The 19595-nt window shown below is 70.7% G+C and carries 21 protein-coding genes, 3 tRNA genes and 2 pseudogenes; 5 read left to right on the top strand and 21 right to left on the bottom strand.

Features of this window, described 5'->3' with window-relative positions:
• Positions 1–183: 183 nt before the first annotated feature.
• The 8 genes and pseudogenes from cls to QFZ26_RS04520 form a co-directional block, all read right to left on the bottom strand.
• Positions 184–1653, bottom strand: coding sequence for a cardiolipin synthase (gene cls, locus QFZ26_RS04485; protein WP_307039652.1), 1470 nt, complete (start codon positions 1651–1653; stop codon positions 184–186).
• Positions 1654–1658: 5 nt separating this feature from the next.
• Complete coding sequence (locus tag QFZ26_RS04490; protein WP_307039653.1) at positions 1659–1835, bottom strand: hypothetical protein; 177 nt, start codon at positions 1833–1835, stop codon at positions 1659–1661.
• A gap of 124 nt (positions 1836–1959) precedes the next feature.
• Complete coding sequence (locus QFZ26_RS04495; protein WP_307039655.1) at positions 1960–2817, bottom strand: hypothetical protein; 858 nt, start codon at positions 2815–2817, stop codon at positions 1960–1962.
• A gap of 252 nt (positions 2818–3069) precedes the next feature.
• A complete protein-coding gene (locus QFZ26_RS04500; protein ID WP_307039657.1) occupies positions 3070–3219 on the bottom strand; it encodes a hypothetical protein in 150 nt (49 codons plus the stop codon).
• A gap of 30 nt (positions 3220–3249) precedes the next feature.
• Positions 3250–4777: pseudogene (gene lysS / locus QFZ26_RS04505) on the bottom strand (lysine--tRNA ligase).
• Positions 4778–4815: 38 nt separating this feature from the next.
• Positions 4816–5718, bottom strand: coding sequence for a pantoate--beta-alanine ligase (gene panC / locus QFZ26_RS04510; RefSeq protein ID WP_307039659.1), 903 nt, complete (start codon positions 5716–5718; stop codon positions 4816–4818).
• Positions 5715–6473: a Rossmann-like and DUF2520 domain-containing protein gene (locus tag QFZ26_RS04515; protein ID WP_307039661.1), complete on the bottom strand. Its 759-nt coding sequence runs from the start codon at positions 6471–6473 to the stop codon at positions 5715–5717. Before QFZ26_RS04515 ends, panC begins: the two co-directional genes overlap by 4 nt.
• Entirely contained in the window at positions 6463–7338 is an 876-nt protein-coding gene (locus QFZ26_RS04520) for a PH domain-containing protein (protein WP_307039663.1), read from the bottom strand. The genes QFZ26_RS04515 and QFZ26_RS04520 overlap by 11 nt, the downstream gene beginning before the upstream one ends.
• On the opposite strand from QFZ26_RS04520, the gene QFZ26_RS04525 reads away from it, so the two are divergent.
• On the top strand, positions 7331–7636 hold the full coding sequence (locus tag QFZ26_RS04525) for a hypothetical protein (protein ID WP_307039666.1): 306 nt from the start codon (positions 7331–7333) through the stop codon (positions 7634–7636). The genes QFZ26_RS04520 and QFZ26_RS04525 overlap by 8 nt on opposite strands.
• A 78-nt stretch (positions 7637–7714) precedes the next feature.
• On the opposite strand, the pseudogene QFZ26_RS04530 reads toward QFZ26_RS04525, so the two are convergent.
• The 10 genes and pseudogenes from QFZ26_RS04530 to tilS form a co-directional block, all read right to left on the bottom strand.
• A pseudogene (locus tag QFZ26_RS04530) lies at positions 7715–7879 on the bottom strand (PH domain-containing protein); the annotation flags it as partial.
• 335 nt (positions 7880–8214) lie between these two features.
• The gene (locus QFZ26_RS04535; RefSeq protein ID WP_307039668.1) at positions 8215–8826 is read right to left on the bottom strand and encodes a PH domain-containing protein; all 612 of its coding nucleotides are present in this window, start codon (positions 8824–8826) and stop codon (positions 8215–8217) included.
• Positions 8819–9292, bottom strand: coding sequence for a DUF3180 domain-containing protein (locus QFZ26_RS04540; protein ID WP_307039670.1), 474 nt, complete (start codon positions 9290–9292; stop codon positions 8819–8821). Before QFZ26_RS04540 ends, QFZ26_RS04535 begins: the two co-directional genes overlap by 8 nt.
• Positions 9289–9774: a 2-amino-4-hydroxy-6-hydroxymethyldihydropteridine diphosphokinase gene (folK, locus tag QFZ26_RS04545; RefSeq protein ID WP_307039672.1), complete on the bottom strand. Its 486-nt coding sequence runs from the start codon at positions 9772–9774 to the stop codon at positions 9289–9291. Before folK ends, QFZ26_RS04540 begins: the two co-directional genes overlap by 4 nt.
• Positions 9771–10142, bottom strand: a complete 372-nt coding sequence (folB, locus tag QFZ26_RS04550) for a dihydroneopterin aldolase (RefSeq protein ID WP_307039674.1) — start codon at positions 10140–10142, stop codon at positions 9771–9773. The genes folK and folB overlap by 4 nt, the downstream gene beginning before the upstream one ends.
• Positions 10135–10965, bottom strand: a complete 831-nt coding sequence (folP, locus tag QFZ26_RS04555) for a dihydropteroate synthase (RefSeq protein ID WP_307039676.1) — start codon at positions 10963–10965, stop codon at positions 10135–10137. Before folP ends, folB begins: the two co-directional genes overlap by 8 nt.
• Positions 10958–11554: a GTP cyclohydrolase I gene (gene folE, locus QFZ26_RS04560; RefSeq protein ID WP_307039678.1), complete on the bottom strand. Its 597-nt coding sequence runs from the start codon at positions 11552–11554 to the stop codon at positions 10958–10960. The genes folP and folE overlap by 8 nt, the downstream gene beginning before the upstream one ends.
• A gap of 28 nt (positions 11555–11582) precedes the next feature.
• Positions 11583–13598 (bottom strand): ATP-dependent zinc metalloprotease FtsH, encoded by a 2016-nt coding sequence (gene ftsH / locus QFZ26_RS04565; protein WP_307039681.1) that lies wholly within the window; start codon positions 13596–13598, stop codon positions 11583–11585.
• Between the two features lie 90 nt (positions 13599–13688).
• On the bottom strand, positions 13689–14240 hold the full coding sequence (gene hpt / locus QFZ26_RS04570; RefSeq protein ID WP_307039683.1) for a hypoxanthine phosphoribosyltransferase: 552 nt from the start codon (positions 14238–14240) through the stop codon (positions 13689–13691).
• 76 nt (positions 14241–14316) lie between these two features.
• The gene (tilS, locus tag QFZ26_RS04575) at positions 14317–15372 is read right to left on the bottom strand and encodes a tRNA lysidine(34) synthetase TilS (protein ID WP_307039685.1); all 1056 of its coding nucleotides are present in this window, start codon (positions 15370–15372) and stop codon (positions 14317–14319) included.
• 96 nt (positions 15373–15468) lie between these two features.
• Here tilS and ppa point away from each other — a divergent pair, with 96 nt between their 5' ends.
• Positions 15469–15954, top strand: a complete 486-nt coding sequence (gene ppa / locus QFZ26_RS04580; protein WP_307039687.1) for an inorganic diphosphatase — start codon at positions 15469–15471, stop codon at positions 15952–15954.
• A gap of 104 nt (positions 15955–16058) precedes the next feature.
• Here ppa and QFZ26_RS04585 read toward each other — a convergent pair whose 3' ends face one another.
• The gene (locus QFZ26_RS04585) at positions 16059–17354 is read right to left on the bottom strand and encodes a C40 family peptidase (RefSeq protein WP_307039689.1); all 1296 of its coding nucleotides are present in this window, start codon (positions 17352–17354) and stop codon (positions 16059–16061) included.
• On the bottom strand, positions 17347–18681 hold the full coding sequence (locus QFZ26_RS04590) for a M23 family metallopeptidase (protein WP_307039691.1): 1335 nt from the start codon (positions 18679–18681) through the stop codon (positions 17347–17349). The genes QFZ26_RS04585 and QFZ26_RS04590 overlap by 8 nt, the downstream gene beginning before the upstream one ends.
• A gap of 223 nt (positions 18682–18904) precedes the next feature.
• Here QFZ26_RS04590 and QFZ26_RS04595 point away from each other — a divergent pair.
• From QFZ26_RS04595 to QFZ26_RS04605, 3 genes are all read left to right on the top strand, one after another.
• Positions 18905–18977 (top strand) — tRNA-Glu (locus tag QFZ26_RS04595).
• Positions 18978–19027: 50 nt separating this feature from the next.
• A tRNA-Asp gene (locus QFZ26_RS04600) sits at positions 19028–19101 on the top strand.
• A gap of 89 nt (positions 19102–19190) precedes the next feature.
• Positions 19191–19263: transfer RNA gene (locus QFZ26_RS04605), tRNA-Phe, on the top strand.
• A gap of 37 nt (positions 19264–19300) precedes the next feature.
• On the opposite strand, the gene QFZ26_RS04610 is transcribed toward QFZ26_RS04605, so the two are convergent.
• Entirely contained in the window at positions 19301–19555 is a 255-nt protein-coding gene (locus QFZ26_RS04610) for a hypothetical protein (RefSeq protein WP_307039693.1), read from the bottom strand.
• Positions 19556–19595: the final 40 nt, after the last annotated feature.

The raw sequence follows: 19595 nt of genomic DNA on the forward strand, positions 1-19595 counted from the left end.
AAAGCGCATTCCAGCGCGAATGATTGCGTCCGCATCAAGATTGTTGCGAGTTTCGTGCTCGGCCGGCGCGCGGCCGCAGCACGACATGGCGCTCGAGGGGATCGGGTCCGCACCGTCGGCGCCGTTGCCAGCAGGGTACGCGTCGCGCGTTACGGCCGCATGTCGGCAGAACCGCCGACCGGGCTACTGCAGCGCGGAGGTGAGCCGCGCGAGGTTGTCGAGCACCGTCGACCCGAGTGGCTGGCGCATCCACTCGTCGAGGGTCAGCTCGCGGCTGTCGCGGCGGTAGCCGGCTTCGACGGCGCGCATCTCGCGAACGAACGAGGCCCCGCGCACGAGGAGGGAGATCTCCATGTTCAGCTCGAACGAGCGGATGTCCATGTTGCTCGAGCCGATGACGGCGACGTCGTCGTCGATCGTGAAGTGCTTGGCGTGCAGGATGTACGGCGCCTTGTACATGTAGATCTTCACGCCGGCGCGGAGCAGCGCCTCGTAGTACGACCGCTGCGCGTGGTACACGAGCGCCTGGTCGCCGATCTCGGAGACGAAGAGCTCGACGTGGATGCCGCGCTGCGTTGCGCTGCTGATCGCGTAGAGCATCGCCTCGTCGGGCACGAAGTACGGGCTCGTGATGATGATCTGCTCCTGCGCCGCGTAGAGCAGCGCGAGGAAGAGCTTCAGGTTGTTCTCGTTGCGGTACCCGGGCCCGCTCGGCACGACCTGGCAGTCGAGGTCCTGTGCCTCACCCGGCTGGTCGAGCGCCTCGACGAGGTCTCGCCTCGGGGTCTCGCCGGTCTCGAGATACCAGTCGCTCGCGAAGATCGCGTCGAGACCCGTGACGATGGGCCCTTCGACGCGCGTCACGAGCTCCTTCCACTTCAATCCGCGACGGATGTTGCTGCGCTTGTTGTAGCTGCGGTCGATGATGTTCTGGGAGCCCATGAACCCGACCTCGCCGTCGACGACGAGGAGCTTGCGGTGGTTGCGCAGGTCGGGGCGCTGGTACTTGCCCTTGAACGGCTGCACGGGCAGCATCAGCTGCCACTCGGCGCCCATCGTCCTCAGCTGCTTGAGCGTCGCACGGTACCCCTTCACCCGGTACGACGCGACGTGGTCGAGGAGCACCCGCACCTCGATGCCCCGTGCCACCGCGTCGGCGAGCGCATCGAAGAACGGGGCGGTGGTGCGGTCGTACGCGAAGATGTAGAACTCGACGTGGACGTGGCGCTTCGCATCGCGGATCGCGGCGGTCATCGCATCGAGCGAGCCCTGGTAATCGCCGATGAGGCTCGCACTGTTCGAGCCGATCAGCGGCATCGACCCCAGGTTGCGGTTCAGCCGCACGATGCCCTCGAACCACGCGGGCCACTGCGTGCTGTCGCTCACGCGCTCGACACCGTGGGTCGACTCCCGGATGTAGCGATCGACCTCGGCCTGCTTCTCGCGACGGTGCTTGGGCAGCTTCGGATTGCCGATGAGGAGGAAGAAGAACACGCCGAGGAAGGGCAGGAAGAAGATCGCGAGGAGCCACGCCATGCCTGCGGTGGGCCGACGGTTGCGCGGCACGACGATGACCGCGACGATGCGCACGACGAGATCGATGGCGAGCGCGACCCCCGCGACGATCAGCGCCGTGCGTTCCGCGTCGCTCATGCCGGCTAGTTCGCCGGTCGTTCGCGTCCGAGTTTCGCGCGCTCCTCGGCCTCGATGCGGGCGTAGGCCTTCCGCTCATTGCGGTCGGCGCGGATGATCGCGCGCATCACGAACCAGAAGATGAGGCCGATGAGCACCGTCGGTGCCAGCGACCAGATCGCGTTCGCCCAGAAGTCGTCCATAGGCCTTCCAGAATACGGGGGTTTCCTCGGATCCCCTCATCGTGCGGTCTCGCGAACAGGCCGATCTTGGCGCAGCATGCGCCAGACAGGCCTATTCGCTGGCCGGAGCGCGCGATCGGCCTGTTCAGGCAAAGCGCGCGCGGGGCGGCCCCCCGTCGATCAGGGCGCGGATGACCTCGACGCATCCGGCGAGGTCGTACATGACCTGCTCGTAGCCGAAGCGGTGCCACCGGTACCCGCGCAGGACCAGCGCGCCATTCCGCGCTCGATCCCGCCGGGTCGCCTCACCGCTGTCGTGCCAACGCGATCCGTCGGCCTCGATGACGAGCCATCCGTCGATGAGGAGGTCGACCCGCCCGACTCCATCGACCGCGACCTGGATCTCGACGTGCCAGCCTTCGCGTTCGCAGGCGAGGCGAAGCAGCGACTCCAGCCCGGACTCCGCACGTCCGTCGATGGCACGGCGGAGCCGGCGACAGCGCCGGGGCAACCGCGCGAACAGCCGGTCGAGATCGCTTCGTGCGAGTAACCGTCGATTGAATGCGCTGTCGATCGTCGCGACGACGTGATCGGGATCGACGAGCGTGGGGATGTATTGCGCAAGCGCGTCCTCGACGGTGGCGCGCCACGCGATGGCGCCACGCGGCGAGAGGGTTCTGCACCACACTCGATGCTCGCCCGGCCCGAGCGCAGGCAGCCGGCTCGCGGAATGCGGCGTCGCGATGCACAGACCGGTCGACCTCGTCACCCATACGCCAGAGGTCTCGAGGGCGCTCGCGCCACCCAGCACACCTCGGCGGGACACTGCGCGCACCGCGGCCGGAGGCGCATCGTCGACGGCGATCCAGTCGCGGCCGACCGCGGCGACATGACCGCCCGCGATCGCCGCACGGATCGAGTACGACGTGTGGCCCAGGCCACGGACTTGGGCCCGGGTCGCGAGACCGCCGAAACGCCCGAGATCGGAAGGGAGATCACGCATCGCTCGAGTGTGCCGTCGTTCGAGGTCGAGTGGCCGCCCGCTCCGGCGACTGTGGATGGTCACGGGAACGGCCGATCTGGGGAGGACCGCGCCGACGACAGGCCGATGCGCAGCGCCGGCCGACAGATCGGCCTGTCTGGACGCAGATGCATACCGATCGCCCTGCCTCGCCTCGCGCCGCAGGCGGGCGGTGCAGCGAGACGGTCAGTTGCGCGGGACGGATGTCGCGGCATCCGCTGCGGCGAGGTCGGCTCAGCCGGCGGTGACGATGCCCCAGATGCCCGAGCCGAGCAGGTAGAGGCCGATCGCGCCCACGATGATCCAGATCGCGAGGCGCGCGTTCGACGGACGCTTCGGGTCGCGGTCGGGCTCGAGCTCGTTCTTGGGAAGGTAGTCGTTCATCGGGGGGCTCGATTCATCAGGGAGATCCGCTCACTTGACCAGGGGGAAGAGGATCGTCTCGCGAATGCCGAGACCCGTGAGGGCCATCAGCAGCCGGTCGATGCCCATGCCCATGCCGCCCGACGGGGGCATGCCGAACTCGAGTGCCCGGAGGAACTCCCTCGTCGAGACGCATCGCCTCGGGGTCGCCGCCCGCCGCGAGCTTCGCCTGCTCGACGAACCGCTCGCGCTGCACGACCGGGTCGACGAGCTCGGAGTAGCCGGTGGCGAGCTCGAAGCCGCGCACGTAGAGGTCCCACTTCTCGACGACGCCCGGGATAGAACGGTGCGCACGCACGAGCGGCGAGGTGTCGAGCGGGAAGTCCATGACGAAGGTCGGGCGCACGAGGCCCGGCTTCACGTGGTGCTCCCAGAGCTCTTCGACGTACTTGCCGGGCAGCGGGTGGTCGACCTCGATGCCGACCGCGTCGGCGAGCTGTCGCAGGCGCTCGATGGGGGTCGAAGCAGTGATCTCGGCACCCACCGCCTCCGACAGCGAGTCGTACATCGAGATGCGTGCCCAGTCGCCACCGAGGTCGAACTCGGTGCCGTCGGCCCACGTCACGACGTGCGCGCCCGAGACGGCGAGCGCGGCGTCTTGGATGAGCTGCTGGGTGAGGTCGGCGATCGTGGTGTAGTCGCCGTAGGCCTCGTAGGCCTCGAGCATCGCGAACTCGGGGCTGTGCGTCGAGTCGGCGCCCTCGTTGCGGAAGTTGCGGTTGATCTCGTAGACCCGCTCGATGCCGCCGACGACGGCACGCTTCAGGTAGAGCTCGGGCGCGATGCGCAGGTAGAGCTCGGTGTCGAACGCGTTCGAGGTGGTGACGAACGGGCGAGCGGATGCCCCGCCGTGCATCACCTGCAGCATGGGGGTCTCGACCTCGATGAAGCCGAGCCCGTCGAACGTGCGACGGAGGCTCGCGTTGACCTTCGCGCGATCGATCACGTTCTTGCGCGCCTGGTCGCGCGCGATGAGGTCGAGGTAGCGGCTGCGCACGCGCGTCTCTTCGGAGAGCTCGTGGTGCAGGTTCGGCAGCGGCAGGATCGCCTTCGAGGCGATGCGCCACTCGTCGACCATGATCGACAGCTCGCCGCGGCGACTCGTGATGACCTGACCGGCAACGAAGACGTGGTCGCCGAGGTCGACGAGCTCCTTCCACTCGGCGAGCGACGCCTCACCCACCTCGGCGAGCGACACCATCGCCTGGATGCGGCTGCCATCACCCGACTGCAGGGTGGCGAAGCAGAGCTTGCCCGTGTTGCGGGAGTGCACGACCCGGCCGGCGACACCGACCCGCTCACCACTCGCCTCGTCGACGCCGAGACCCACGAAGCGGTCGCGCACCTCGGGGATCGTGGCCGTGATCGGCACGCGCACCGGGTAGGCGCCCAGCCCGAGGTCGTCGGATGCCGCGATCAGCCGCTCGCGCTTCGCGAGCCGGACGGACTTCTGCTCCGAGATCTCCTCGGCGGTCGGCTCGATCGGCTCGGCTGCGGCATCCGTCTGGTTCTGGGCCATCGTTCTCTCTCGTCACGCGAAAAGGTGCGGGCAACAGCCTACTTGGGCTGGCCTCTGCGACCGGTGGGGCCGGTGGGGCCGAGCGTGATGGTGGCGTTGTCGATGAGGCGCGTGGCGCCGACCCGCGCGGCGACGAGTACGACGGCGTCGCCGCGGGCGTCGTCGTTCACCGGGAGGAACGTGCGCGGGTCGACCACGACGAGGTAGTCGAGGGTGACGTCATCGTGGTCGCCGAACGCGGCGGCCCCCTCGGCGAGTACCTCTGCGAGACCGTCGGATGCCGCGGCATCCGCTGCCCGCAGCGACTCGGAGAGCGTGAGCGCGGCCGCCCGCTCGGCGTCGTGGAGGTATCGGTTGCGGCTCGAGAGGGCGAGGCCGTCGGCTTCGCGCACCGTGGGCACGACCTCGATGGCGGCGGGCACATCGAGCTCGCGCACCATGCGGCGCACGAGGAAGACCTGCTGCGCGTCCTTCTGGCCGAAGAGGGCGACATCAGGCGTCGCGATGTTCAGCAGCTTGCTGACGACGGTGAGCATGCCGTCGAAGTGGCCGGGCCGCGAGGCGCCCTCATAGAGCGACCCGACGTGGCCGGCGGTCACCCGGGTGCCGGTCTCGCCGTCGGGGTACATCTCGGCGACCGTCGGCGCGAAGACCACCTCGACCCCGAGTCCCGACAACGACGCGACATCGGCGTCGAGCGTGCGGGGGTAGCGGTCGAGGTCTTCGCCCGGCCCGAACTGCAGCGGGTTCACGAAGATCGACACCACGACGACATCGGCGAGTTCGCGCGCACGGCGCACGAGCGCGAGATGACCGTCGTGCAGGGCTCCCATCGTGGGCACGAGGGCGACGGATGCCCCGGCACGACGCCGCTCGGCGAGCAGCTCACGCAACCCGGCGATGGTCGTGACCGTGCGGGCGCGCACTTCGGCCTGCGTCACTCGGAACCTCCTGGCGGCCCCTCGAAACCGGCCTCGTCGATCGTACCGGCACCCTCGGGGAACGGGCCGCTGTCGTGGCGCGAGAGCGCGTTCTCGACGGCGCTGCGCACGAGCGGGGCGAGCACCGCGCCGGGCCTCGCGATGCCGATGCCGTCGAGCAGCCCGCTCGCCTGGTCGACGATCGCGCTCGAGAAGGAGACGGCGGTGTCGATCGCCTCGCCGTAGGCCGCACGGTCGCGCTCGGCGACGACGAACGGCTCGCCGCCCATCTCGACCACGAGCGCCTGCCCGATGGGCAGCACCGGGGCGGGCGCGGTCACCGCGAACCAGGTGCCGGGGAGCCGCGCGAGGTCGATGCTCGTGCCGGTGAAGGTCATCGCCGGATGCACCGCGAGCGGGATGGCTCCCGCACGGCGCGCCGGCTCGAGCACCTCGGTGCCGAACCGCGCCGCCGTGTGCAGGACGAGCTGGCCGGGTTGCCAGACGCCCGCATCGGCGAGGCCTGCGACGAGCGAGCCCAGCTCGTCGGCGGGCACGGCGAGCAGCACGAGCTCGCTGCGCTCGATGATCTCGGGGATCGCCAGCACCGGCACCGCGGGCAGCATCGCCGCGGCACGTTCACGGCTCGACGCCGAGACCGCCGCGATGCCGGTCAGCGCGTGTCCTGCGCCGGCAAGTGCCGAGGCGAGCACGGCGCCGACCCGACCGGCCCCGATGGTGCCGACGCCGAGCCGGCCGGCGCGTTCAGCGGGCATCGCCGGGCTCCGTCGTCGATGCGGGGTCCGCGGATGCCCCGGATGCCCCGCGTGCGTCGACCGCCGCGGGCACCGCACCCCAGTGGTGCGAGGTGTCGGCGGTAGCGCGCTCGACGGCATCGTGGGCGATTCGCTCGAACAGCGCCTCGGCCTCGGCCTGTTCGATGATCGGCAACCCCGCACTCACCGGTCCGGTGACCGTGTGGATGCGCACGGACGCGAGGCGGAGCATCCGCTCGATCGGTCCGACCGTGCGAGCCACCGACTGCATGCGGGCGAGCGGCACGAGCGTGAGGCTGCGAACGACGGCGCCCCGGCGGAGCAGGGCCACGCCGTCGGCGCTCGCCCAGCCGATGCGGCGCCACGAGAACGGCCTGAGCCACGCGCCGCGCTTCGGGGCGCGCGAGAAGCCGCCCGCCCCGTTGCGGCCGGTGAGACCGGCGTCGATCACGGGCTCGAGGGCGGATGCGGAGTCGGGCAGGAGCAGGGCGATGACCCGGTGGACATCGGCAACCGTGCCGACCGGCAGCACGATCGTGCGTGCCGTCGCCTCGTTCGACGCGGAGACCGACTGCCCGGCGACGTTGATGCGGATCGACCACCAGCCGAACGGCCGCCAGAACACCCACTGCGTCGCCTCGACGGCGTGGACGCGACCGGGCGGGATGGTCTGGTTGCCGGTCGAGAGCAGGCCGTGGCCGATGCGCACGCCGTCGGGGGTGCCGGCGATCGAGTAGCGGAGCGACCTCGTGATGCGCGACCACACGTAGCTGACGAGACCGATCGCCGCCGGCACGAAGGTGAAGAACACCCACGGCTGGCCCGTCGTGATGCCCACGACGACGACCGCGACGAGGATGATCATCCAGACCGTCGATCCGCCGAGGAGCGTCGAGCCGATGACCGCGGCCGAGCGGGAGGTGCACGACCGATTCGGGCGGCGCGAGCGACGGGTCGAGCTCGGGGGCGAGGAACTCCTCGACGCGCTGCCCGACGATCGCGCCGGCTCGGCCGCGGCGTCCCGCAGCGGATGCCGCGGCGGCGCTTGGCGTCACCGAGACGTCGGACCGGCCGCCGGCGACGGCGCCCGCCTCGCCCGCCTCGCCCGCGTCGATGGGCGCTGCGCCCGTCGCGGTGCGCGCCCGCTCGGCGCGGGCGCCTGATGCGAGACGGAGGATGTCGGCGCGCAGCGCGTCGGCGAGCGCCGAGCCGAGGTAGGAGAGCTGCACGTTCGCCGACTGGCCGGCCACCGAGACCTCGAGCTTGGCGGTGCCGAAGAGGCGGGCGAACAGCGGACGGTTCACGTTGATGCCCTGCACCCGGTCGAGCCTGGCACTGCGGTGGGAGCGGAACACGATGCCGCTGCGCACCTCGACCGCCTCGTCGGTGACCCGGAAGGTGTGCATGCGCCACGACAGCCAGAAGCCGGCGATGACGAGCAGGATGACGACCACGACGCCCACGAGCGCCCAGCCGACGAGGCCGCGCGAGACGATGCCGCCGATCGGGTCGTTCGCCCACTCGCCCTGCCACTGGCCGTACTCGGCGTCGAGGCCCTCGCCGACGTCGGGCGCGAAGATCGAGAGGAAGATCTCGACAACGCGCTCGCGGAGGTTCGCGATGATGAACCCGAGCACCGCGAGGAACACCAGGCCGCCGCGCAGGAGGGGGCTCGCGGGGTGCAGCCGATGCCACTCGCCGTCGGCGAGATGCGTGACGGGCTGCGAGGCGACCGGAGCGGTCACAGCCCCGCCCGTCGGGTCTCGGCGAGCGCGACGAGCTCGTCGCGGAGCCGGTCGGCCTCCTCCATCGGCAGGCCGGGCACGGTGACGGCGGTGGATGCCGCCGCGGTCACGAACTTCAGGTCGGCGAGTCCGAGCGCACGCGCGACCGGACCGCGAGTGATGTCGACGAGCTGCATGCGACCGTAGGGCACCGCCACCTGCCGCTGGTACATGATGCCGCGCTTGAAGAGCAGGTCGTCTTCGCGCAGGCGGTAGGCGATGGAGCGCACCCGGCGGGGCTCGAACGCGATGCCCAGGAGCGAGATGACGCCCAGCGCGATCGCACCCCAGAGCGCCCACGGCCACTGCCACAGGAAGTAGGCGAGGAGCAGCCCCCCGACGAAGACGATCATGCCGATGATCGAGCCGATGATCTCGACCACGAGGTACTTGGGCGACACGCGCAGCCAGCCGGTGTCGGCCGGGGCGACGGCGGGCAGGGCGGCGGCCTCGGGTGCACCGGTTGCGGCGGCATGCGTCACGGGCGCAGCGGATGCCGCGGCATCCGTCACATCGCCATCGTCTCGCCCTGGCGCCTGCTCGATGCCGTCGTCGCGGGTGTCAGGCATGTGCGTGCTCTTCCTTCTCGGCTTCGGGGTCGTCGGGGGGAAGTGTGCAGAACGCCTCGGCGATGAGGCCGCCCGCCATCAGGAGCCCGGCGCCGACCGCGGTGGCGAGCGCGAGCCAGACGGTCTCGGCCGAGGGCACGACGCTTCTCGTGAGCAGGAAGAGCGTGATGCCGAGCCCGAAGCCGAACAGGAGCGCGCCGCTCAGGCTGCACGCCTTCGCGAGCACCGCGGTGCGCATCGCACGGAACGGATCGAGGTGCTTGGTGGCCTTGCCCTTCACCGCCCGGCGGATGGGCCAGGCGAGCGCGACGACGATGACCGCGACGCCGACGAGCGTGACGGGCAGCGAGATCGGCGGCACGATGGCCTTCGAACCGCTCGAGACGGTGGCCAGGTCGGCGAGGTAGCCGACGACGAGGCCGCCCAGGGCGAAGGCGATGAGCGCGGACGCGTGCGTGCGCTTCATCGGCGCACCACCTCGTCGGGTGCCGCATCGCGGAGCGCGGTGATCGGGCCGCGGCCGGGCAGCACGGCGAAGGGCTCGACGTCGAGCCACGGTTGCAGCACGAACGCGCGCTCGGCGGCGCGCGGGTGAGGCAGCACGAGTCGGTCGTCGGCGATCTCGGCGCCGTCGACGTCGATGAGGTCGAGGTCGAGCGTGCGGTCGCCCCAGCGCTCGGCACGCACCCGGCCGTGACGCTGTTCGATGCCCTGCAGCACGGTGAGGAGCGCGTGCGGCTCGAGTGTGGTGTCGACGATGAGCACGCCGTTCAGGTAACGGGGCGCCTCGCGGTCGACGCCCGCGACCTTGATGGCAGGGGTCTCGTAGATCGGCGACACGGCCCGCAGCTCGACGCCCTCGGTGTCGGCGAGCTCACGGGTCGCCGTCGCGATCGTCGCCTCGCGATCGCCGAGGTTCGCCCCGAAGGCGATGACGGCGCGCGTCATGCCCGGCCCCGCACGATGGTGACCGAGACATCCGCGAACGGGACGGTGATGGGCGCCTCGGGCTTGTGCACCGTGACCTCGACCTCTTCGACCGCGGCGAATCCGAGGGCGACGGCGGCCACGCGCTCGGCGACCGTCTCGATGAGGTCGACCGGGTCGCGCTCGACGGCGGCGACGACGGCTTCGGCGAGCTCGCCGTAGTGCACCGTGCGGTCGAGGGCGTCGGCGGATGCCGCGGCGGCGAGATCGACCGCGACCGACACGTCGATCACGAAGTCCTGCCCCTCAGCACGCTCGAAGTCGAAGACGCCGTGGTGCGCGCGGACGCGCACGCCCGTGAGCGTGATGCGGTCGCGAGTCTCAGCCACGTCGTCCACTCTGCCACGCCCCGAGCACGTCGAGTGCGCGCCGGGTGGCACGAACGTCGTGCACGCGTACGCCCCAGGCGCCCGCCTGGGCGGAGAGCACGCTCACCACCGCGGTGGGGAGGTCGCGGTGCTCGACCGGCGCATCGTCGGGCAGGAGCGCGCCGAGGAAGCGCTTGCGCGACGCGCCGACGAGGATCGGCAGCCCGAGGCCGGCCAGCACGTCGAGGCGCCCGAGCAGCTGCCAGTTCTGCTCGCCGCGCTTGGAGAACCCCAGCCCGGGGTCGAGGATCAGGCGCTCGGGCGCGACGCCTGCGGCGAGGAGCGCGTCGACGCGGGCCGCGAGCTCGTCGCGCACCTCGACGGCGACGTCGGCGTAGTCGGCGAGCGAGTCCATGCGATCGGAGTGTCCGCGCCAGTGCATCGCGACGTACTGGGCGCCCGTCTCGGCGGCGATGCGTGCCATCGCCTCGTCGGCGAGGCCGGCCGAGACGTCGTTGATGATCTCGGCGCCCACCTCGACGGCGGCGAGGGCGGTCGCGGCCCGCATGGTGTCGACGCTGACCCGGATGCCGCGAGCGGCGAGTTCGCGGATCACGGGGACCACGCGGCGTAGCTCCTCGTCGGGCTCGACCCGCGCGGCACCGGGACGCGTGGACTCGCCGCCGACATCGACGAGGTCAGCTCCCTCGGCGACGAGTTCGAGCCCGTGCGCGATCGCGGCGTCGGCGTCGAACCAGCGCCCGCCGTCGCTGAAAGAGTCGGGCGTGACGTTGACGACGCCCATCACGAGCATGGAACTGCGAGGCGTCTCGCGTTCAGGCATCGGTGCGCGACCCGATCAGGGCGATGATCTCGGCGCGCGCCGCCGGCTCGGCGAGGGTGCCGCGACTCGCGATCGTCACCGTGGAACTGCGTTCCTGGCGGGCGCCGCGCGTGGTCACGCAGCGGTGCTGCGCGTCGAGCACGACGAGCACGCCCTTCGGGTCGAGGCCCGCCTGGAGGGCGTCGGCGATCTCCTCGGCGAGGCGTTCCTGCAGTTGCGGCCGGCGTGCGAGCGTGTCGACGACCGCGGGGATGCGGCCGAGACCGACGACGCGGTCACCCGGAAGGTAGGCGATGTGGGCCGTGCCGACGAAGGGCAGGAGGTGGTGCTCGCAGACCGAACGGAACGAGAGGTCGCGCAGGATCACCGCGTCGCTCGTGGCGGGCACCCCCGCCTCGGTCGCGCCGATCGGCACGGTGTCGGCGAGGTGGATCATCGGGTCGACGTCGAGCCCGCCGAAGAAGTCGGCGTACGCCTCGGCCACTCGCTGCGGCGTACGTTCGAGGCCCGGACGCGACGGGTCTTCGCCGATCGCGAGCAGGATCTCGAGCACCGCGCGCTCGATGCGCTCGGCGTCCACTCCGGCCATGGGTTCCCCTCTTCGGGTCGACGGAAGGTTACGCCGTCGCTGGGCGCGGGTTGCTGCGCGGCGCGCGGGAGGCCGCCGGCTCCTCGGGGAGCTCACCGGAGTCGACGCCGCCGTCGACCGCACCCTGGTCGATGGGCGCCTTCGCGGTCGGGAAGGAGATCGGCGGGATGTCGGAGACCGGCCGGTTGTCGCTCGAGAGCCAGAGCGGGCGCTCGGGCAGCTTCTTCACGTGCGTGAAGATCTCGGCGATCTGCTTGTGGTCGAGTGTCTCGTTCTCGATCAGTTCGGCCGCGAGCTTGTCGAGGATGTCGCGGTTGTCGTTCAGCACCTGCCACGCCTCATCGTGCGCCTGCTCGATCAGGCTGCGCACCTCGGCGTCGACGCGCTCGGCGATGCGCTCGGAGTAGTCGCGCTGGTGGCCCATGTCGCGACCGAGGAAGACCTCGCCCTGCGACTGGCCGAGCTTGACCGCACCGACGTTGGCGCTCATGCCGAACTCGGTGACCATCTTGCGAGCCGTCGACGTGGCCTTCTCGATGTCGTTGGAGGCACCGGTGGAGGGATCGTGGAACACGATCTCTTCGGCGACGCGCCCACCCATCGCGTAGGTCAGCTGGTCGAGCAGCTCGTTGCGGGAGACCGAGTACTTGTCTTCGAGCGGTAGCACCATCGTGTAGCCCAGCGCACGGCCGCGCGGCAGGATGGTGATCTTCGTGACGGGGTCGGTGTAGTTCATCGCCGCCGCCGCGAGTGCGTGTCCGCCCTCGTGGTAGGCCGTGATGAGCTTCTCCTTGTCTTTCATCACGCGCGAGCGGCGCTGCGGACCGGCGATGACGCGGTCGACCGCCTCGTCGAGGGCGCGGTTGTCGATGAGCTGTGCGTTGGATCGCGCGGTGAGGAGCGCGGCCTCGTTGAGCACGTTCGCGAGGTCGGCGCCGGTGAAGCCGGGCGTCTTGCGCGCGAGGACCTCGAGATCGACGCCCTTCGCGAGCGGCTTGCCCTTCGAGTGCACCTCGAGGATCTTCTGACGGCCCTTGAGGTCGGGCGCGTCGACGCCGATCTGGCGGTCGAAGCGACCGGGACGCAGGAGGGCCGGGTCGAGGATGTCGGGACGGTTCGTGGCCGCGATGAGGATGACGTTGGTCTTCGGGTCGAAGCCGTCCATCTCGACGAGCAGCTGGTTGAGCGTCTGCTCGCGCTCGTCGTGCCCGCCGCCGAGGCCTGCACCACGGTGCCGGCCGACGGCGTCGATCTCGTCGACGAAGATGATGGCCGGGGCGTTCTGCTTGGCCTGGTCGAAGAGGTCGCGCACGCGGCTCGCGCCGACGCCGACGAACATCTCGACGAAGTCGGAGCCCGAGATCGAGTAGAAGGGCACGCCCGCCTCGCCGGCGACGGCGCGCGCGAGAAGCGTCTTGCCGGTTCCGGGAGGGCCATAGAGCAGCACGCCCTTGGGGATGCGGGCGCCCACCGCCTGGAACTTCGCCGGCTCCTTCAGGAACTCCTTGATCTCGTGGAGCTCCTCGATCGCCTCGTCGGCGCCGGCGACGTCGTCGAAGGTGACCTTCGGGCTCTCCTTCGAGACCAGCTTCGCCTTCGACTTGCCGAACTGCATGACGCGGTTGCCGCCGCCCTGCATGCCCGAGAGCATGATCCAGAAGAAGAGGCCGATGAGCACGAGCGGCAGGAGGATGCCGAGCATGGAGAGGAACCAGTTCGGCTGCGGTACCTCGTCGTTGTAGCCGTCGGCGGGGTTCGCATCGTCGACGGCGGCGACGATGTCGGCACCACGCGGCGTCACGTAGTAGAACTGCACCTGCTTGCCGAGCTTGTCGTCCTCCTCGGCGAGGGTGAGATCGACGCGGTTCTCGCCGTCGACGATCTTGACCGAGGCCACCTTGCCGTCGTTCAGGAGTTCGAGGCCCTCTTGCGTGGAGACCTCGCGGAACCCCGACGCGGTGATGAGGCTCGATCCGATCCACACGGCGACGATCGCGAGCAGAATATAGATGATCGGCCCGCGCAGGATCTTCTTCATGTTCATGATCTTGCAAGGCTACATTGCAGTCACTGCGCGCCGGCCGAGTGTTCGCTGTGGGCTGTGCCGTCGCCGCGGCCGGGCCGACGGCCCGCCTCAGGAGTAGACGTGCGGTGCGAGGATCGCCACGTCGCGGAGGTTGCGGTAGCGCTCGGCGTAGTCGAGCCCGTAGCCGACGACGAACTGGTTCGGGATGTCGAAGCCGAGGTACTTGACGCCGACGTCGACCTTCGCGGCGTCGGGCTTGCGCAGCAGCGCGCAGATCTCGATCGACTCGGCACCGCGTGACTCGAGGTTGCCGAGCAGCCAGCTGAGCGTGAGGCCCGAGTCGATGATGTCCTCGACGATGAGCACGTGCCGCCCGGTGAGGTCGGAGTCGAGGTCTTTCACGATGCGTACCACGCCGCTCGACTGGGTGCCAGCGCCGTACGACGACACCGCCATCCAGTCCATGTTCACGTGCGGACGCATCTCGCGCGCGAGGTCGGCCATCACCATGACCGCGCCCTTCAGCACGCCCACGAGCAGCAGGTCCTTGCCCTCGTAGTCGGCCTCGATGCGCCGGGCGAGCTCCGCGAGCTTCGCCTGGATCTCGGCTTCGGTGACGAGTACCTCGGTGAGGTCCGCCTCGATCTCGCGCGCATACATCCCGGTCTGCTCCCTCTGTCGCTCGGCGAACGGATGCCACGAGCCTACCGCCGGGGGACGGCCGGGCACGGCGGCGTCAGTGGTCGTGCGGCAGCACCTCGGTCGATCCGGTGGTGCTGAACACGACCCGCGTGCCGGCACGCGTCGCCTGGAGCCCCGGCAGGTCGATCGGGCCCTGGCCGTGCCAGCGGGTCACGAGCCGGGCGACCTCGAGCGTCTGCGTGCGCGTGAGCGAGACGCCGAACTCGGCGGCGACGACATGGCGGATGAGCCGTTGCCGCAGGGCAGCCGGGTTCGCCGCGAGCGCGGCGACGGAGACGGCGATGCCCGCCTCGGCCGGTTCGCAGATCTCCTCGATGAGCTCGTCGATCTGCTGGTCGAAGGCCGCCTCGTCTTCTCGCAGCTGCTCGGCGGTGCGCACGAGCGCCTCGGCGATGCCGGGGCCGAGCTCGGCCTCGAGCACGGGGAGCACCCGCTCGCGCACCCGCACGCGCGCATACCCGTGGTCGGCGTTGTGCGGGTCGTCCCATGGCGTGAGCGCCGCATCGAGGCACGCCTGGCGCGTGGTCGCGCGCCGGATGCCGAGCAGGGGGCGCGCGTAGCGACCCGACCGGGCGGGCATGCCGGCGAGGCTGGCGGCTCCCGATCCGCGGGCGAGCCCGAGCAGCACGGTCTCGGCCTGGTCGTCGAGCGTGTGGCCGAGCAGGATCATCGTGGCGCCGGTCTCGTCGGCCACCGCATCGAGCGCGGAATAGCGGGCCGAGCGAGCGGATGCCTCGGGACCGCCTTCGCCCGAGACCTCGACGCGGCGCACCACCACGGGCTCGAGCCCGAGTTCGCGCGCGGTCGCCGCCGCAGCCGCCGCCACCTCGGCCGACGCGGCCTGCAGCCCGTGGTCGACGATCACCGCGCCGGCGCGCAGCCCCGCTCGTGGTGCCTCGAACGCCGTGGCCGCCGCGAGCGCGAGCGAGTCGGCGCCCCCCGACAACGCGACGAGCACGAACGGTGCGGCGGCCACGGAGCCCGGCGCATCGGGCAGCGCCGCGCGCACCGCGCGACGCACGTCGGCGATCGGCGGGGTCAGCCGTGGGCGACGCCCGCTCGGGGCATCCGTCGGCTGGTCAGAAGGCATCAAGTAACCTTATTCCGCCGATCGCACCCGATTCCGAACGGGACTGCCGCGGCCGAAGCTTCCGACACAGTGCTTCCACCAACAAGGAGAACCAGCATGGGCGAATACGCCGCCATCATCGAGATCCCGAAGGGGAGCCGCAACAAGTACGAGGTCGATCACGAGACCGGCCGGGTGTTCCTCGACCGCGTGCTCTACACGACCTTCGTGTATCCCACCGACTACGGCTTCTTCGAGAACACGCTCGGTGACGACGGCGACCCGCTCGACGTGCTCGTGCTGCTCGACTACCCGCTCTTCCCGGGCGTGGGCGTGAAGGTGCGCCCGGTCGGCGTGTTCCACATGACCGACGACGGCGGCGGCGACGCCAAGGTCATCGCGGTGCCCGCCGGCGACCCGCGCTGGAACCACATCCAAGACGTGAACGACATCCCCGAGTTCACGCGCAAGGAGATCGAGCACTTCTTCGAGCACTACAAGGACCTCGAGCCCGGCAAGTGGGTCAAGACCGAAGGCTGGGCCGACGCCGCCGAGGCCGAGTCGCTCATCGCCAAGGCGATCGAGAAGTTCCCCGGTCACTGACCAGGGCATGAACTGAGCGGATGCCGCGGGCTCGCGACTTCCGGAACCGCAGAAGGGGCGGGCCTCGCGGCCCGCCCCTTCTCGCGTCTGCTCAGGTCTGCCGGTCAGCCGGCGGGGCGGGCCGCCGCCGAGGGGCTGCCCCAGATGAAGTACTCGCGCACCGGCACGCCCTCGCGCGGCGCCTCGAGGATGCGGCCGCCGCCGAGGTAGATGGCGACGTGGTAGTAGTCGCCGCCACCGCCCCAGAACAGGAGGTCGCCACGCTGCGCCTGCGAGACCGGAACGGCGAGCCCGCGTCCGGCGAGCGTGCGGTACTGGTTGGTGGCGGAGTGCGTGCCGATCGAGATGCCGGCGTTCGCGTACGCCACCTTGGTGAGCCCCGAGCAGTCCCAGACATTCGGGCCGGCGCCGCCCAGGCGGTACGGCTCACCCAGCTGCTGGCTCGCGAACCAGATGGCCGTCTCGACGGCACCCGTGTTCGGCGGCGGCGGCGTGGGGGTCGGCGCGGAAGACCCGCCACCGGTCGATCCCCCACCGGGCGCCGGCGCCGGGGCAGCGGGCTGCGCCGCAGCGGCAGCGGCGGCAGCAGCAGCGGCGGCCGCAGCAGCAGCAGCGGCGGCGGCCGCCTCCTCGCGAGCCTGCCCCTCGACGCGGAGTCGCTCGAGCTCGGCCGTCGTGTCCTTCAGGCTCGCGAGCTGCGCGTAGAGGTCGGCCGAGCGCGCCTCCTGCACCGCCACGGCCGCGTTGGCGGCATCCGCGGCATCACGTGCCTCGTCGGCCCTGGTCTCCGCAAGCGATGCCAGCCGCGCACGTTCGGCGGCGGCATCCGCTGCCTGCTCCCGCAGGGCATCCGCGGTGTTGCCGTCGGCGACGGCCTGCGTGTACACGGCATTCGACTGCTCGCCGAGCTTCGACGCCATGCCGAGCTGTTCGAGCAGGCCCCGGGCGTCTTCACCCGAGAAGACGAGCTCGGTCGTGAGGTCGTTGCCGGCGGTCTTCGCGAGGTGCGCCGCGAGCAGTCCCGCGCGCATCTTCGAGATCTCGGCGACCGCGTCGGCCTCATCGGCCTGCCGCCCGAGGGTGCGCTCGCGCTCCGCGGCCTGGTCGCGCTGGTCGACGGCGACCCGCCACCCCTCGTCGGCCATCATCGACGCCTGCACCGCGGCATCCGCTGCCTGCTGGAGCCCCGCGAGCAACTCGGTGACCCTGCCGATCTCAGCCTGCTTCGTGGCCTCGTTCTGCTTCGCCTGCTCGATCTCGCTCCACGAGGGATAGTCGGGCTCGGCTGCCGCGGGCCCGCCCGCGAGCCCCACCGTCGCGGTCACGGCACCGACCGCGACGGTCGAGAAGACCGTCGCGGGCTTCACCCGCGACACCGGCCGGGTGCGGTGCTCAGCCAAAGTAGATGCCTCGGTCGGCCATGAAGGGCACGGGGTCGATGCGGTTGCCGCCCGCATAGACCTCGAAATGCAGGTGGCAACCGGTGGAGGCGCCGGTCGACCCGCTCGAGGCGATGTTCTGGCCCGCGCCGACCCACTCACCGGTGCCGACGAACCTGCCGCCGTCACGGATATGGGCGTAGCCGGTCGAGATGCCGCCGCCGTGGTCGATCTTGATGAAGTTGCCGTACGTTCCCGAGGAACCCGAGAAGGTCACGACGCCGCTGTTCGCGGCGTAGATGGGCGCGGAACATCCGGTGCCCAGATCGACCGCATAGTGGAAGCTGCCCGAGCAGCCGCCGCTGCAGATCGGCGCGCGCGGGCCGTACGTGCCCGTGATGCGCCCGCCCGCGGGCTTCGCCCAGCCCGACGCCGCCGGGGTGCCCACCGCGCCGTTGCGAATCGCCTCCTGCCTGCGGCGTTCCTCCTCCTGCCGGAGGCGCTCCTCCTCCGCCTTGCGGATGCGCTCGCCCTCCTCGTAGGCGGCGGTGGTCTTCGCCTCGGCGTCACGGAGGAAGGCCAGCTGCGCCTCGAGCTCGAGCTTCTTCGCCTGCGACTCGGCGAGCGCCGCCTCGGCGGCGGCCTGCGCCTCCTGCGCGGCCACGAGCGCCGCCTCGGCGGCGATGCGGAGCTTCTCGCGCTCGCCCTGGGCGACGACCGCCTGGGCGCCCAGCGCGCTCGCGGTGTTCTGCTTCTCCTGCGCGCGGTCGTAGATGCTGGAGGTGCGCTCGACCATCTTCTCCATGTTGCCGAGCTTGGAGAGCAGCGCCTCGGTCGCCGCGGAGTTGCCCGCGTCGAGGAAGAGGTTCACGCCGATGTCACCCCCGCCCGAGCGATAGAGCTGCGCCGCGACCTGGCCTGCGTTCTGCTCGGCGGCCTGTGCCTCGGCTGCCGATGCGTCGGCCTGCGCCTGGATCTGCGCGGCGCGGAGCACTGCCTCGTCATACTTCTGCTGCGCCACGAAGAGCTCGTCGGTTCGCCGCTCGGCTTCGGCACGCGTCGCCTCGACGTTCGCCGCGAGCTGCGCGATCAACGCCACGATCTGCGTGACGGCGGCCGCGCCGGCAGCGGTGTTCGCCTTGGCCGCCTGCACCTCGTCCCACGACGGATAGTCGGCGGCGAACGCGGGCTGCGGCGCAGCGGCGACGGGCCCCGCGAGGGCGGCCGCGACGATCGCAAGGGTCGCGACGAGACGGCGACCCCGGAACCCGGCCAGACCGCGCCTCGCTCCGCGAGCAGGGCGCGTCCGGGCTCCGGTGGTCTGCGGTCGGTCTGCGGTGCGGTGCATGGCTCCCCGTCCACGCGGGCCTCGGGACCCCGCGCTCCTCGCTCTCGTTCAGGCACTGGCAGCCTTCACGATAGGTGCGGTTCGCGCGGGATCCGGGCATTTCCGGCGCGTGTGGCGGATCGCGCACCTGGAGGCGCGAGGCATCCGGCCTCGTCGTTTTGCGATCTCGCGATTCGACCCGTATGCTTGGCTGTCGGCGGTCGTGCCCCAGGCAAGACCACCCGGCCCCATCGTTTAGTGGCCTAGGACACCGCCCTTTCACGGCGGCAGCACGGGTTCGAATCCCGTTGGGGTCACTGCACGACAAGCACATACAATTGAATACCGGTGTTGCGAAACACCACGAGGCCCTGTAGCGCAGTTGGTTAGCGTGCCGCCCTGTCACGGCGGAGGTCGCGGGTTCAAGTCCCGTCAGGGTCGCTCAGGCGACAAGCCCTTTCCCTTACGAGAGAAGGGGCTTTCTCCTTATTCGAGGCAATTCCTCTGGTTTCGATCGGCGGATGCCCCGAGGCTCTGTAGCTCAGTTGGTAGAGCGTTCGACTGAAAATCGAAAGGTCACCGGATCGATGCCGGTCGGAGCCACATCGAAAGCCCCCGGGAAACCGGGGGTTTTCTCGTGTCAGCGGGTGATCCCGCCGGTGTCGCGGCGAGGCTGTGCCATTAATGTGCCATTAAGGTCGACGGGGGCCCGCCTCCTGGTTCGATTCGGTGGTTCGCCGGCTGCGCTCTTGAGCGCGTCGTTCAGTGCTGCGCCGGCACGGAGCGCGACGCCCTCGCGGGCGCGCGAGTAGACGCCGTCGGGCACGAGGTCGAGCAGCGTTCGAATCTGGTCGAGGGTGAGCGCACGCGAGACAGGCGAGATGGACTCGCGCATGCTCGGCCGCTTGACCTCGCGCCGGAATCCCGCGCTTGGA

The sequence above is a fragment of the Agromyces ramosus genome (genome assembly GCF_030817175.1).
In the GTDB taxonomy this organism is placed as follows: domain Bacteria; phylum Actinomycetota; class Actinomycetes; order Actinomycetales; family Microbacteriaceae; genus Agromyces; species Agromyces ramosus_A.

Excerpts from the sequence above, each read along its gene's own strand:
- QFZ26_RS04610 (WP_307039693.1), bottom strand. The coding sequence starts at position 19,555 with ATGCGCGAGTCCATCTCGCCTGTCTCGCGTGCGCTCACCCTCGACCAG.
- QFZ26_RS04540 (WP_307039670.1), bottom strand. The coding sequence starts at position 9,292 with ATGAAGCGCACGCACGCGTCCGCGCTCATCGCCTTCGCCCTGGGCGGC.
- ppa (WP_307039687.1), top strand. The coding sequence starts at position 15,469 with ATGGGCGAATACGCCGCCATCATCGAGATCCCGAAGGGGAGCCGCAAC.
- hpt (WP_307039683.1), bottom strand. The coding sequence starts at position 14,240 with ATGTATGCGCGCGAGATCGAGGCGGACCTCACCGAGGTACTCGTCACC.
- cls (WP_307039652.1), bottom strand. The coding sequence starts at position 1,653 with ATGAGCGACGCGGAACGCACGGCGCTGATCGTCGCGGGGGTCGCGCTC.
- QFZ26_RS04515 (WP_307039661.1), bottom strand. The coding sequence starts at position 6,473 with ATGCCCGCTGAACGCGCCGGCCGGCTCGGCGTCGGCACCATCGGGGCC.
- QFZ26_RS04525 (WP_307039666.1), top strand. The coding sequence starts at position 7,331 with ATGATCATCCAGACCGTCGATCCGCCGAGGAGCGTCGAGCCGATGACC.
- QFZ26_RS04500 (WP_307039657.1), bottom strand. The coding sequence starts at position 3,219 with ATGAACGACTACCTTCCCAAGAACGAGCTCGAGCCCGACCGCGACCCG.
- QFZ26_RS04535 (WP_307039668.1), bottom strand. The coding sequence starts at position 8,826 with ATGCCTGACACCCGCGACGACGGCATCGAGCAGGCGCCAGGGCGAGAC.
- QFZ26_RS04495 (WP_307039655.1), bottom strand. The coding sequence starts at position 2,817 with ATGCGTGATCTCCCTTCCGATCTCGGGCGTTTCGGCGGTCTCGCGACC.
- folK (WP_307039672.1), bottom strand. The coding sequence starts at position 9,774 with ATGACGCGCGCCGTCATCGCCTTCGGGGCGAACCTCGGCGATCGCGAG.
- ftsH (WP_307039681.1), bottom strand. The coding sequence starts at position 13,598 with ATGAACATGAAGAAGATCCTGCGCGGGCCGATCATCTATATTCTGCTC.
- folP (WP_307039676.1), bottom strand. The coding sequence starts at position 10,965 with ATGCCTGAACGCGAGACGCCTCGCAGTTCCATGCTCGTGATGGGCGTC.
- QFZ26_RS04490 (WP_307039653.1), bottom strand. The coding sequence starts at position 1,835 with ATGGACGACTTCTGGGCGAACGCGATCTGGTCGCTGGCACCGACGGTG.
- tilS (WP_307039685.1), bottom strand. The coding sequence starts at position 15,372 with ATGCCTTCTGACCAGCCGACGGATGCCCCGAGCGGGCGTCGCCCACGG.
- folE (WP_307039678.1), bottom strand. The coding sequence starts at position 11,554 with ATGGCCGGAGTGGACGCCGAGCGCATCGAGCGCGCGGTGCTCGAGATC.
- QFZ26_RS04590 (WP_307039691.1), bottom strand. The coding sequence starts at position 18,681 with ATGCACCGCACCGCAGACCGACCGCAGACCACCGGAGCCCGGACGCGC.
- QFZ26_RS04520 (WP_307039663.1), bottom strand. The coding sequence starts at position 7,338 with ATGATCATCCTCGTCGCGGTCGTCGTCGTGGGCATCACGACGGGCCAG.